Genomic DNA, 12,992 nt, shown 5'->3' on the forward strand with positions numbered 1-12,992 from the left:
TTGGAGGTACTCAGGCGGCCTGATTATCAAATCACGGAGAAAGAATTGCTGGCGGCCTGGGTATTATTCGCCAATCAGTTGCTCAAATATGGCTATGCTATGGCTGATTTATGAGGGGATCCTTCAGAGCTATGCGTTTATGTACTTCGTACTATTCGTAGCGGTGCCATTTGTGTTTGTAATGTTTGTCATGACTTGCATTAAGTTTTTTAGGGCGGATCCCGAGGAGGCTGCACATCATGAAATGAAACTCAAACCAGTGTTATTTGATGAAGATAGTTTCAACTTTTTTAAATCACTAAAAACTGTCGTTGAAGGCAAATACGATGTCTGCTGCAATGTTCCACTCGACACTGTATTTGACATGGACCAGCACGATGCTGATTTAAACCATGAATGCCGTCTCGACTATGTGTTGATTGACCATGATTCTTCAGAAGTCAAAATGGTGATCAGCGACGCCGGTAAGCAAATCAATTCACCCATGAAAAAGCTATTCAGCAAATTCAATATTGGTTTTATTGAAATGAATCAGCATAAACAGTGGGATGCAACAAGTCTCAAGCAAGCGCTAGCCGTTTGACCACGCTCGTCGGGTTCGGAGTTCTCCGAACCCTGACTTCCTCTTTATTTCCCAATGAATTGATATGAGGACTCGCTATGTCTACACGACAATGGCTGTGGTCATTACGCTTGGGTGCAATGGCATTGCTGCTCAGTTTTTCCGCAACAAGTGCTGAACCCGCTAAGCAAATTAATAGTGATGCTTGCATGAAGTGTCATAAGCGTAATGGTCAAATGTTAGGGCATCACGGCCAGGATGCCATGAAAATGACCTGTTCAAGCTGTCATGGTGAAAAAGGTGATCATCCCAAAAAACCAAATGATTTAGTGGTTTTTGGATTAAATGAGGCATCCGAAGCTGCTGTGCAATTAAAGGTGTGCCAAAAATGCCATATGCCAGCCAAACTCAGCTCCCAAGAGTGGACGCATAATGTGCATGCCCAAAAAGTGGCCTGTGCCGCTTGCCATAAATTACATAGCCCAACCGATCCTATGGCAGAGATGACGCCTAAGGTTCGCAGTGAGCTGTGCCGTACTTGCCATACAGGCCAGCAGGAGTAAGGTTATGGAAAATTCAAAAAGAAGATTTCTCAAAGGAGCATGCGCCTTATTGGCAGGGGCATCGGGTAGCACATTACTGGCTACTGTGAATGCCTCAAATGAGGCTAAAGCCGAACCTAGTGTGAAATACGCACTGATCCACGATGAAACTAAGTGTATTGGCTGTCGAGCTTGCGAAGTTGCCTGCCGTGAAACCAACCAAGTGCCCGAGGGTGTTGCCCGATTAAAAATAGAGCAAACTGGACCCTATGGGGAATATCCGAACCAGTTTTATCACTTCAGTCGTAAGTCTTGCCAGCATTGTGAAGACGCGCCCTGCGTCAATGTTTGCCCGACGGGTGCCGCCTTTATCGATAAAGAGACTGGCATTGTGGCGGTAGATGCTTGGAAGTGTGTGGGTTGCCAATATTGCATTGCAGCCTGCCCATACAAAATTCGTTTTATTAATCCTGTTACCCACGCTGCGGACAAATGCGATTTTTGCCGTGAGACAAACCTCGCCCAAGGTAAACAACCTGCCTGCGTCGCGGCCTGCCCGACTAAGGCATTGGTCTTTGGCAACTTAAAAGATCCCACTTCTCAGGTGGTACAAGTGCTAAAGGCTAACCCAACCCAAAGGGCTAAGGTCGACCTCGGCACTCGGCCAAAACTGTTCCGCATTGTGGCTAAATCAGGGGAGGTGGCAATATGAGCGCCCTACATTTTGATACGCTAGTGTGGCATTGGCCAATTGCAATTTACCTGTTTTTAGCGGGGGCATCTGCTGGCGCCATGTTCTTTGCGGTGTTACTCAAGCATTTTGTGTTGAAACATAATGCCTACCAGTCTGGCTTTGTGCAGGCGGCCTGTATTGTGGCGCCCGTGGCGGTGATGGCGGGTTTGGGCATCTTGGTATTGGACTTAACTAAGCCCTTCGATTTTTGGAAGATATTAGTCTTCTACAATCCTAAGTCTGTGATGTCGATGGGTGTGTTGATCCTGCTCATCTACCAAGTCTTTATGTTTATGTGGATTGGTTTGTTATTCCGTAAACCTATTGATGCATGGTGTGAGAGTCGCTTTCCCATAGTGCTGAAGTTGACAGCTTGGCTTAGCCGCTTCGAGGCCACGATTACCGGTTTATTGGTGATCTTTTCCCTCGCGCTGGGGGCTTATACTGGCTTTTTACTCTCGGCTTTACCCGGCTATCCGATGTTGAAAAACCCCGTATTGCCACTGCTGTTTTTGGCTTCGGGACTCTCATCCGGCGCGGCATTTTCTCTGCTGGGTGGGGTGTTGCTTAATGCTAATCCTAACGCCAAGGAAGTTCACTTTATCCATAAGGTTGAAATCCCATTGATTTTGGTGGAGATAGTGCTGATTTTTACCTTCTTTATGGGCTTAGTGTTGTCAGGCGGTCAAAGCAAATTTGCGGCTTTCAATGCGATAGGTTATGGCTTCTGGGGATGGGTTTTCTGGATTGGCATTGTTGGGATCGGATTATCGGGCCCCTTGGCAATGAACCTGTTTATGACAGCCACGTCAAAGCGTAAGTGGGCCTATGTAGCAGGCACCGCATGCTTAAGTCTGATTGGCGTGCTACTGCTGCGTAACTTTATTCTCTACACGGGGCAAATGACGGTCGTTTGATTGAGCATGGTTGGCTCAATGTTATAGATAAGAAGGAATTACGGTGAATGGCGAAGCGGTGTCTAAGGAAGCACCGTGAGCTAACTCCCTTTAATAACGCTGGCTGAAGTGATTAAAGGTGCGTTGTCTTGTCGCGATTTGCTGTCACAGGGAGGTTATTGGGAAGGGAAGCCATATTTGATATTTAGGTATTGTTTGCCCTGCCTCCACAAGGGCCTCGCCACCTTTATTCCTTAGGGGTGGCGTTTCTTGTTTGGGGCACGCAAGGTTACTCGCCAGTATTATTAATCCACTCGCTCATCACCACATGGGTTTTAATCTTGATGATATCGGTGTGAGTATCGATATATTCGCGGATTTCATGAAGACGGCGCATCGAAGGGGCATGGACATACACCAGTAAATCCATATCACCGGAAATACCACGGCAGGTAATTACTTCGGGGATTGCATGGAACACGTGTACCACATCGGCGCAGCGGGGACATTTATGTTGGATTTCGAAGTAGGCCGACACTCCCTCTTTTTGCGATTCGCTCAGCAATACTTGATAGCCACGGATCACGCCAGTTAGCTCAAGTTTTTTTATCCGCTCGGCAACCGCGCTACGGGAAAGATTGACCTGCTCTGCAATACTGGAAACACTTTGGCGAGCATCTTGGCGCAAACAATTGATGATGGCGGTATCAAACTTATCCAACGTAGACTCCGATAAAAATGGGTATAACAAGTGAGGCGGCCTAAAAGTACAACTCAGTATAAGGCCTTGAGTTACACCGTCATTTTGCCTGAAATAGTGCTTTTTACCGTCATTGTGCTGGCGTTTACCACTAAGAACACCGAAATTGACGGCAGATTGCGGCGTAAAATCTCACTATACTGACGGCTTCAAAACCATTGAATGTTAACAGATGAACTCACATAGCGGAACTATAGGACGTTGGCAAGGTGCAGGCTTGATGGCCACCACTTTGCTGGGCACTGGGGTGTTTATTCTCCCGCAAATGACAATCGACAAGGCCCATGCTGGTGCGCTTATCGCTTGGTCACTCCTCACCTTAGCCATTATTCCGGTGGCGCTGATTTTTGGGCGGCTGGCGAGTGTCTTTCCCCATGCTGCGGGCCCCGCTTATTTTGTGGAAAAGGCTTTTGGACGTACCGCAGGCCGTACTATCGGACTCATTTTTTTGTTGGTCGTGCCGATGGGCGCGCCCGCCGCGATTTTGATGACTTTCCAGTTTGTTAATGCACTCATTCCCCTCGATGGCTGGTCCAAGGTGGGCGCTGAGGTGTTCGTTATTTTTGGCTTGTTCCTGCTCAATCTTCGTGGCATTCAAGTGTCGGCCAAACTGCAATTCGGCTTAACCCTTTGTATTGTCGCCATTGTGGTGGTGCTCTTTGGCGCAAGCAGTCTTCAGCCTGGGCATTTAACCTCACTTGCCAGCTATGGCTCACCAGAAATCTCTACCATGATGATTGCCGCAGGTATCGCTTTTTGGAGCTTTTTAGGGATAGAGGCGATGACTCATCTCGCCGATGATTTTCGTCGCCCACAGCAGGATATGATCCCAGCCATGATGATGGGCACTGTGCTGGTGGGGGTTATTTATGTGGCCTGCACACTGATTTTACTGTTAGTGCCAACTGACAAAAGCGTGGCGATGATTGGTGTATTCGATACGCTTTTAGGGGGATACGGTGCGCAAGTAATTGGTGTGTTGGGAATTGCCAGTGGCCTTGCCACAGTAAACGTCTATGCCGCCAGCGCCGCGCGTCTTGTATGGAGTTTTAGTTGCGAAGGTATTTTACCGCGCTGCTTTGCGGTTAAGAATCGTCATGGTGTGCCGATCCGTGCCTTGGCGGCCTTACTCGGCGTGATGGCGAGTGTGATAGTGCTGACTCACATCACGGGTCAGGAACTCGAACATCTTATTGCCTGGAGTAACGGGGTGTTCGTGGTGATCTACTTAATGGCGATGTTAGCTGCGGCTAAATTATTGCCCCGTAGCAACTTACCTTTAGTGGTATTAGGTTGTGGCTTCTGCTTAGCGTTAGGTATCGCGCTTGGGGCAAGCATGGCCTATGTATTTGCGTTAATCCTATTTGTTGCCCCATTCTTGTGGTGGCAAAAGAGCCATATTAGTCGTAAGCGGGCCTTGGCGGTTAACAAGGTTGCTTAATCCCGGTGTCATTCAAATAATTACAGATCAGCACGCAGGGTTGAAGCGTGCTGATCTGCGAGTCTTAAATCTGTTGATCCAGTTTAAAATCGAGTTGTACTTGTTGATTTAATTGGGGTACGGCCTTGCCCGCATCAAACTTAGGTTTGTATTTCCAGTTTTGCACTGCTGAAAGCGCCGCCTTATCAAACACTCGCTTCGGGTTAGCATCGAGCACGCGCACATTGCTGACCGTACCATCCGCAGTAATATCAAAGCCTACGACCACATAACCTTCCTTACCATTTTGTGCTGCTTCAATCGGATAACGAGGAGACACTTGCACCACGGGTAAGGCCTCAGCGGTGATAGTCGATTGGTTAAAGAATGTCGTTTGGATTGGCATTTCTGGGGTAAAAGTCTGGGGGCTAAATTCGACCACTTCAGCACTTTCGCCCGGCGTTGTGACCCGCTCCCTGGTTGGGATGGGTTTTGGCGGTTCGGGTTGGCGACTTTCCTTCGGAGGAATGGGTGTTCGCTCGCTCATCAAAATATTGATTTGCGGCGCATCTGACGTTTGTCCGCTCAATGGCTGTGGATTATGGATAAGTTGCGCCATAAACACGAACAAACCTAAGGTGATCAGTGCGCTAACGATAATAATCCCGGTGCGATTAACAAGTGCATTTTGGCCCATAGTGCTTCCTTACAATTGATGAACAATATTTAATCTATAACATCCATTGCTTATTATTTGAAATATTTATTTACAAATAAGGTTAAGTATTGAGCAAGTCTAATATCTTTACCTATAACGCAAAGCGTGAATTGCTGTGATTTTTGCTGTGTTGCAGAGGCATTCTTATGATTGGCGGGCTGAATTTTCACTAAGATTGCGATTGCTGAATACTGACTGAAAAGCTGCACATTCGACTCATAAGTGTTCATAAGCTTAAGAGCGAGGCGAGATTTTGTGTTCTATATTTTGATCATTCATCTAGAAGGAGAATAAATATGGATTCTGCTGCGCTACTGAGTCGAGTTGATGAGTTGCCTCGTTTACCTAAAGCAATCAGTGAACTGCTTGATGTCGTTAACGACGACAACGCTACAGTAAAAAATATTGCGACTAAGGTGTCTCATGATCCCCTGATCAGTGCCAAGGTACTCAGATTAGCTAACTGCGCCTATTACGGCCACAGTCGCGAGGTGGGCAGTATTGATGAAGCCGTAGTACGCCTTGGAATGCAAACCTTGCGTACCTTAGTATTAGCATCTGCCGTGATGGGGGCGGTGCCTAAATGCAATGGTGTTGATTTAGCGCAGTTTTGGGGACAAACCTTCGAAATTGCACTCTACAACCAAGAGATGGCTAAACGGTGCGGTGTTCAGCCCGACGAGGCTTTTACCTGCGGCATCCTTCACCGTATTGGTGATTTATTGATTGCGGCAATTTCCCCTGAAGATGCTGAAAAAATTAACGAAGCTGTCGCACAGGGTAAAGATAAGCATGCTTTTGAGCGAGAACTCCTCGGTTATGATTCCCCCGATATTGGTGCTTTGTTGGCTCAAAATTGGAAATTTACCCCTGCATTGGTGCAAGGCATTCTTTACCAAGATCATCCTAAGGATTCGAATCCATTTTCTAAATTGGCAGCTTTGTTGTGTTTATCCCACAAAGTATTAGCGGACTGGGACACTATTGAGGATGACGATAAAACCAGTTGGCTATCACAGCTTGCGACTAAAAAAGGCTTAAAAATGGAAATGGGTGGGCTTCGGTCTAAGTTAACGGAGCTAAGAGGCGTCGGTTTTGAAATTGGTAAGGCGCTTGCCTAAGCCAGCTGGAACAGGAAACGGCAATCTACAACCTTGATTCAAAAGCATGAATGGCAGTACTGCCATTCATGCTTTTTTATGGCTTGCTTTTAGCGTGCCACTTGGGCTTCGATGGCCTGATTACGCATCTGAATAAGCTCGCTGTGTTTGAGATACAGCAAATCAGCAGTACGGCGAATGATTTGATCTTCGTACTGGGAGAGTTGTCCATCGGCATAGGCTAATTGCCACATGGCTAGTAATAATTGCTGTTTTTGCTCCAAGCTAAATTCGGTATTAATGGTATTGGTAAACTCAAATAATGAGGTGGCATTACCTTGGGCTTTTTTGGCTTCTTCAATTAAATCATTAGCATCCTGCGCCGACATCGATAGGGTCTCTGTCAGCAGCTTAGGCAATAGTGCTCTTTCTTCTGCGGCGAGGGTTTCATCGGCATATACCACTTCGAGCAACATGCTCGCCGCCGCTAATTTTAGCTGGTGGGCTTTCTCCTCTGGGGAGATGGCGTGGGTGTGGGATTGAAGGAATCGTTTCAGCTTCGCAATCATAAAGTGGCACTGCTCTGGCAAGAAGGAATAACTAGATAGAGTGATTTTTCACGTTAAAGTTCACCCTAAGCATAGGCTTAGGGTGGGGCGACATTTACAGCAGAGTATTTAAACCCTTCATCAGCAGATCTGAGCTGCCTTCGGCACCATTTGTCTCAAGATAAGACTTGGCAATATTGATCATTGGCATGGCTAATTCTTTAGAAATACCCAGTTTTTCAAAGGCATCTAACACCATTGCACTACCTTGCAGAGAAGAGCCAATATTGCCAGCCTTAGACAACAGGCCAGAAACGCCTGAGTTCGCATCAAGTTTAGGTGCTGCGGCTAATAGGCTGTCGGCATTAGGGATACTGGCAGCTAGTTTGGTGTAATCATTCGAACCTAGACTCGATTGTGCTAGGCCTAACAGACTACCTAAACCGCCTTCGGCTTGGGTTTGGTTCAGTCCGAGTTGCGACATCACGCTGCCAACTAATGCGTTGGATTGGGTGACGCTACCTGTTGCCACTTTCTCTGTTTTTGCTGGTGTTCCTGCAAGGTTATCTAACCAGCTTGCACTGGTGGGAGTGGCTAAAAGTGTGGCGCTAATCAGAATAGAGAGTGTGAAAGTGTGTTTCATAGAGTGGCATCCTTTGACGGTTTGCGCGCAATAAAGTGGACAGTGTAACGGCTTTGAGACTTTTGTTGCAGCCCTTTTCTGTGATTTACGGTTCACTCAGGTGATTTGTGTTGTGCATTGGGGCGGGATTTTGGGTATCCTTAGCGACAATTCACGGTGTTAATTTACTTCAATTATTTTGGAAAGGCGCATGTCACTATCCGCAATTTTGACCGAAGCTTATAACTTTTTCCGTAATCATCTCACTCAGCTTGCCATGCTGACGGTGCCACTGTTATTAGTGCAGGTTGGTATTCAGCTATGGCTTGGCACAGAGATGAGCAAAGTTGATCTGGAAAACCCGCAGTTTGGCGCATCACACATGATTGCTATGATGCTCCTTCTGCTGCTCTTCTCGGTATTGATTGCGGCGTTAACGCTGTTTTTAGAACTGAGATCCCAAGGGCATAATCCATCAGCTGGTATGGTACTGAAAGCCAGTTTACCCTTTGTGCCACCTTTACTCTTAGCTGGCGTATTCTCTGGACTGGCCATTTTAGCGCCAGTGATGCTATTTGCAGCGTTTGGCCCTATGTGGTTAGTGGGACTCGTTATTAGCTTTTATCTGTTTGCTCGCCTAGCCTATGTGAACTTTATGGTGGTGGTTGAGCGTTTAACTCCGCTGGAAGCGATTAAGGCAAGCTTTAGCTTTAGTGGCCCGATTGTGTTAAAAACCATTGCGTTATTGATGCTTTACTTACCGCTTTCTGTGGTTGGTAGCCAGCTTTCAGCAGCGGCATCTTTTGGTGGCTTGCCTGTGCAATTGCTCGCGGATACCTTTATGGCGTTTATTGGGTTATTCGTAAACTTGGCATTGTTCCGTTTGTATATGGTGTCTAAAAAGCCAACTGCGGAATAATATCAACTGAGCAAATTCAATTTGAGGTAAGGATTTATGGGGACTGAGGCTGAGTTACTGGATAGTGAATTTATCCAAGGGTTTTCGGCCTCGCTTCTTGATGATTACCTCAATGCTAAAAACTATGTGCAGGATGTGCCTACTCAGTCATTACTGCATATTCGCAGTTTTACCCATAGGCTGACTGACTTGCTAGGGCAGAGTAAAGCGGTGTCCTTTGCTAGCCCCAATCTCTATGATCGTATTGAGCTGTTAAATCAAAAACGGCTGATCGATGTGAAGACCACCAGAGCGTTGCATCGCCTGCGCGCTGATGGTAACCGTGGCGCTCACCCTGAAAAATATCATCTTACCCAAGAGCAGTTACTCGCTTTAGCCCAAAAAGCCATTAAAGATGTACTCGCTTTAGTCGAGCATCTGTATCCGAAGGTGGTTGGCTGCGAGGCGCCTGCATACCGCTTTCAAGCCAGCGATGCGATAACGGTTAAAGATCTCTGTTACCGCGCTGTGATGGAGGATGATTCCAATGCGCAGTATCTTGTGGGGATCTCTTTTAAAACCAAAGCATTAATGCTTAAGGAGCAGGAGCTTGCCCTCGTCGATCAGTACTATGGTACTGAAGACGATAGCCCAGTAGTAAAAGCTGTCGCACAAAAAGCCAGTGATACTTTTGCTAAGGCTGCCTACTGGTTTGCCCTTGCAGCCCCAACCCATATGCAAGCCCTCTATGAGCATGGAGTGAGTTTAATCCATGGCTATCAGGGAGAGGCCGATGCCATTAAAGGCGAGGCTGCGATAGCTACTGCGGCTGAGGCTGGCGTGGTCAATGCGATGGCGCTGCTTGGCTATTTCTACCTAGTGGGCAGTGAGTCATTTAAGCCGGATTTAGCCCAAGCGAAACACTTTTTACAGCTGGCGGCCGAAGGTGAGCAAACCGAAGCCATGGCGAATTTAGGTGTGCTTTACTATCAAACCAAGGATTTACCGCAAGCCTATCATTTTATAAGTAAAGCGGCGCAGGCGGGTTATCCCCATGCCCAATATCATTTGGCCTTAATGCTCGCCAATGGTGATGGTTGTCAGCGAGATCCTATCGCGAGTGAGTATTGGATGGCCGAAGCGGCAGAGCAAGGTCAGCTCGATGCCATGCTTACCCGTGCGCAACATATGCTAAATAATGAAAGTGGCTTAGGTGGCGATGTGAGTCAGGCTGAGCGGTATCTGCGTGAGGTCATTAAATATGGTCACAGCGTGCCTGCCATGATTGAGCTGAGTATGGCATTGGCCGACGGCATTTTGGGGCGCATTGATGTGGTGGGTTCTGCGGCGCTGCTAAATCTAGCGCGCCGTCATGCCAATAGCAAAGAGGCTGAGATCATCGAGCCTCTTTGGCAATCGCTTGTTTTACAAATCGATACTGTAATGAAGATCACTCAAGATCCCGGTGAAATTCATACCCTTAATCGTGCAAAAGACCTACTAAGCGCTGAGGGCTACTCTTCCTCTTTTTGATGTTCGAAGATACGACCTCGGTACTCAGTTGCATGGGGTTCACGCACAACATTCGCGGTTTGATTAAACGCTGACGTTTGGCTAGTCGCCTCGCTCGCTTGTGCCTGCGCTCGGCGCGCTTGCTCACGATTAAACTTACTCAATTGGCGCGCTACATAAATACGACTAAATAGCACTAAGCAGCCTAGAGCAATTGCGCCAAATAAAAGCACAAAAGGTAATAAAAACAGAGATAAACAGATTAGACTGACACTGATTGCCATCGCTAACCAAGCCCGTGCTCCTGAAATGCGTGGCTGAAATGGGCTCTGTTGAAATTGTTGATAAATCATAAGAACTCCTAATCAAAATGGGTGAGGCTTAAGGTGAGTCGCCCAGTATTTGATAACGGGCTTGGCCAAATTGCTATGTTATAGAAGCCTCTTTCCCCAATGTTATGGACGTTCAGTGTGCAATAAATAAACGGATTGGGTCACGTTAATTTGGGTTAATTTACGTTCTTTTACGTCCATGACTTTAGTTTGTTGGTGGCTTGTGGTTGATGTGAACTTTGGGTTGTTATTTGGTATTGCTCAGGTTTTAATTGGTTATCTTTATGTTTTTGCTTAATTATTTATTAATTTGGTGACGAGTGATTCTTTGTTTGCGCTGTAACATGTGCGAAAATTTAGCCGAATTTTTGATTGGTTTTTGCTAACACTGTAAATTTATTACAGTAAGTGCCAGCCAGTCTTACCACTTCTTCCTTCAAAGCTGTAAAACCGTAGATACCAACATGAACTCATACTCGCTTAAACAAAAGATCCTGATTTCGGTCGTGATTGCGCTTTCCCTCGTGATTGGCTTGCTGTCGTGGCAAAGTTATTCCAGTCAAAAGTCATTGTTGTTGCAAAATAGTTTGGAGCAGGTGCAGCGACTGGGTGATCAACAGGCTGAGCGCATTCAAGAGTGGTTAGCTGGGCGTCAGGATATCGTAGGGGCGTTAGCCGTTAAAGTTGAAGGTGACAGTTTAAACGCATTACAGCAAGCGCAAGCTTCGGGGCGATTCCAACTCACTTACTACGGTACACAAGCGGGGCAGATGCTGGACTCCGATCCAAGCATAGACCGTACGGGTTACGATCCGAGAGCGCGCCCTTGGTATAAACAAGCGATAAATGAGCGCGGTCTTATTCTCACCAAACCTTATGTTGACGTAGCTTACAATGTGTTAGTGGTCACTATGGCGCAGGCGGTTTCACAAGGTGTGGTTGGGGGCGACCTGTCGATTGCGAGTTTGGTTGAAAGTGTCAATCGCATGACCTTACCAGCCAATGGTCATGCAATCATGCTGCACAAAGATGGTACTGTCATCGCTTACAAAGATGCCTCTAAAGCGATGAAACCCGTTAGCGATATCGACAACGACCTTAATCATAATTTACCCCAGCAGAGCCGTCAGTCCAGCACATGGCTGCCAATGTATTTCGAAAACGAAGGCCGCGATAAGTTAGTTTGGGGTGTCGATATTCCCAATACCGATTGGGAATTAGTGATAGTACTGGACAAAGAGACGCTTGAGGCGCCATTAACTAATTTACTGCTGACCCAATTGGGGCTGTCGGCCGTGATGTTATTACTGAGCGTATTGGCCATTTCTTGGTTGGTGAATCTATTGCTAGGTCCGCTTGGACGTGTATCGCAGGCGCTAGCGCGTATTGCCGATGGTAATGGCGATTTAACCCAACGTATTGAGGTTGATACGCAAGATGAAGTGGGCGTACTGGCCGACAGCTTTAATCGATTTGTCGGCAGTCAGCATCAGCTCATCAGCCATATTCGTCAGTTGGCCAGTGAACTGGATGCGGACGCAGAGCGTAGTCTCAAAACTAACCATATTGCCGTGGCCGAATTACAGCGCCAGCAACAAGAAGTTGCCATGGTCGCGACCGCCGTAACCGAAATGGCAAGTGCTACTAATGAAATTGCCGCGAATGCGGAAAATACCGCTACAGCTGCGCAGCAATCAGCAGCGAGCAGCTTCCAAGGGAAAGAGTTAGTTAATAAGACCCGTAGTTCGATTAATTCTTTAGCGGATGAAGTCACTCAAGCAACTGAGGTCATTGAAGATTTAAGTCGTCACGCTCAGTCGATTTCTAGCATTTTAGCGACAATTCAAGGGATTGCTGAGCAGACTAACCTGTTAGCCCTCAATGCGGCGATTGAGGCTGCCCGTGCGGGTGAGCAGGGCCGTGGCTTTGCAGTGGTGGCCGATGAAGTGCGGGTGTTATCGCGCCGAACACAAGATTCGACCCAAGAAGTACATGCGACCATTGAAACTCTGCAACGTACAACGGCGAAGGCGGTGAGTTTGATGGAAAGCAGCCAAGTGTTAGCGGGTCATAGTGTTGAAGACGCTAATGCCGCAGCGAAGGCACTGGAGGAGATTACTCAAGCCGTACATGTGATTTCGGACATGGCAGGCCAAATTGCGACCGCGGCTGAAGAGCAAACCCAAGTAACGGGTGAAATCACTCAAAATACGGTGGCCATTAAGGATGTGACCGACGAAATTACCGAAGCAGCGAAGTCGGATCTGACCCAAGCTCAGGCATTAAAGGCGCGTGCTAATGATCTCAATGCGCAGGTCGCGACGTTTATTCTGTAAGTTTGCTTGAATA

At 47.1% G+C, this 12,992-nt stretch carries 14 protein-coding genes; 9 read left to right on the forward strand and 5 right to left on the reverse strand.

All coding sequences use genetic code 11. The features are described from left to right. Nucleotides 1-106 precede the first annotated feature (106 nt). The 4 genes from AEA42_RS06725 to nrfD all read left to right on the forward strand — a co-directional run bounded on the left by AEA42_RS06725 (nt 107) and on the right by nrfD (nt 2,754). Nucleotides 107-583 carry a DUF2726 domain-containing protein gene (locus AEA42_RS06725; protein ID WP_156312317.1) on the forward strand — a complete coding sequence of 159 codons (477 nt, stop codon included), beginning with the start codon at nt 107-109 and terminating at the stop codon, nt 581-583. Between the two features lie 77 nt (nt 584-660). Continuing rightward, on the forward strand, nt 661-1,125 hold the full coding sequence (locus AEA42_RS06730) for a nitrite reductase (protein ID WP_037423605.1): 465 nt from the start codon (nt 661-663) through the stop codon (nt 1,123-1,125). A gap of 4 nt (nt 1,126-1,129) precedes the next feature. Then, nucleotides 1,130-1,816, forward strand: coding sequence for a 4Fe-4S dicluster domain-containing protein (locus tag AEA42_RS06735; protein WP_047537960.1), 687 nt, complete (start codon nt 1,130-1,132; stop codon nt 1,814-1,816). Then, nucleotides 1,813-2,754, forward strand: coding sequence for a cytochrome c nitrite reductase subunit NrfD (gene nrfD / locus AEA42_RS06740; RefSeq protein ID WP_047537963.1), 942 nt, complete (start codon nt 1,813-1,815; stop codon nt 2,752-2,754). The genes AEA42_RS06735 and nrfD overlap by 4 nt, the downstream gene beginning before the upstream one ends. 268 nt (nt 2,755-3,022) lie before the next feature. Here nrfD and AEA42_RS06745 read toward each other — a convergent pair whose 3' ends face one another. Continuing rightward, nucleotides 3,023-3,454, reverse strand: coding sequence for an Lrp/AsnC family transcriptional regulator (locus tag AEA42_RS06745; protein WP_037426668.1), 432 nt, complete (start codon nt 3,452-3,454; stop codon nt 3,023-3,025). 211 nt (nt 3,455-3,665) lie between these two features. On the opposite strand from AEA42_RS06745, the gene yjeH reads away from it, so the two are divergent. Beyond that, complete coding sequence (gene yjeH, locus AEA42_RS06750) at nt 3,666-4,934, forward strand: L-methionine/branched-chain amino acid transporter (protein ID WP_055647298.1); 1,269 nt, start codon at nt 3,666-3,668, stop codon at nt 4,932-4,934. Between the two features lie 64 nt (nt 4,935-4,998). On the opposite strand, the gene AEA42_RS06755 is transcribed toward yjeH, so the two are convergent. Further along, on the reverse strand, nt 4,999-5,610 hold the full coding sequence (locus tag AEA42_RS06755; RefSeq protein WP_055647299.1) for an energy transducer TonB: 612 nt from the start codon (nt 5,608-5,610) through the stop codon (nt 4,999-5,001). Between the two features lie 317 nt (nt 5,611-5,927). Between AEA42_RS06755 and AEA42_RS06765 the strand changes: the two genes are divergently transcribed. After that, nucleotides 5,928-6,752, forward strand: coding sequence for an HDOD domain-containing protein (locus AEA42_RS06765; protein WP_037423586.1), 825 nt, complete (start codon nt 5,928-5,930; stop codon nt 6,750-6,752). An 89-nt stretch (nt 6,753-6,841) separates the two neighbouring features. Here AEA42_RS06765 and AEA42_RS06770 read toward each other — a convergent pair whose 3' ends face one another. Together AEA42_RS06770 and AEA42_RS06775 are read right to left on the reverse strand one after the other, a co-directional pair. Next, nucleotides 6,842-7,300, reverse strand: coding sequence for a TerB family tellurite resistance protein (locus AEA42_RS06770; protein ID WP_055647301.1), 459 nt, complete (start codon nt 7,298-7,300; stop codon nt 6,842-6,844). Nucleotides 7,301-7,394: 94 nt separating this feature from the next. Continuing rightward, entirely contained in the window at nt 7,395-7,922 is a 528-nt protein-coding gene (locus AEA42_RS06775) for a DUF2780 domain-containing protein (RefSeq protein ID WP_037423580.1), read from the reverse strand. Between the two features lie 190 nt (nt 7,923-8,112). On the opposite strand from AEA42_RS06775, the gene AEA42_RS06780 reads away from it, so the two are divergent. Together AEA42_RS06780 and AEA42_RS06785 are read left to right on the forward strand one after the other, a co-directional pair. Further along, the gene (locus AEA42_RS06780; protein WP_037423577.1) at nt 8,113-8,820 is read left to right on the forward strand and encodes a hypothetical protein; all 708 of its coding nucleotides are present in this window, start codon (nt 8,113-8,115) and stop codon (nt 8,818-8,820) included. Between the two features lie 36 nt (nt 8,821-8,856). After that, nucleotides 8,857-10,332, forward strand: a complete 1,476-nt coding sequence (locus AEA42_RS06785) for a DUF4145 domain-containing protein (protein ID WP_055647302.1) — start codon at nt 8,857-8,859, stop codon at nt 10,330-10,332. Here AEA42_RS06785 and AEA42_RS06790 read toward each other — a convergent pair. Continuing rightward, on the reverse strand, nt 10,314-10,664 hold the full coding sequence (locus tag AEA42_RS06790; protein WP_055647303.1) for a hypothetical protein: 351 nt from the start codon (nt 10,662-10,664) through the stop codon (nt 10,314-10,316). The two genes, AEA42_RS06785 and AEA42_RS06790, sit on opposite strands and share 19 nt — an antisense overlap. A gap of 443 nt (nt 10,665-11,107) precedes the next feature. Between AEA42_RS06790 and AEA42_RS06795 the strand changes: the two genes are divergently transcribed. Continuing rightward, nucleotides 11,108-12,979 (forward strand): methyl-accepting chemotaxis protein, encoded by a 1,872-nt coding sequence (locus AEA42_RS06795; RefSeq protein ID WP_055647304.1) that lies wholly within the window; start codon nt 11,108-11,110, stop codon nt 12,977-12,979. Nucleotides 12,980-12,992: the final 13 nt, after the last annotated feature.

It is taken from the genome of Shewanella sp. Sh95, assembly GCF_001308045.1.
GTDB classification, from domain to species: domain Bacteria; phylum Pseudomonadota; class Gammaproteobacteria; order Enterobacterales; family Shewanellaceae; genus Shewanella; species Shewanella xiamenensis.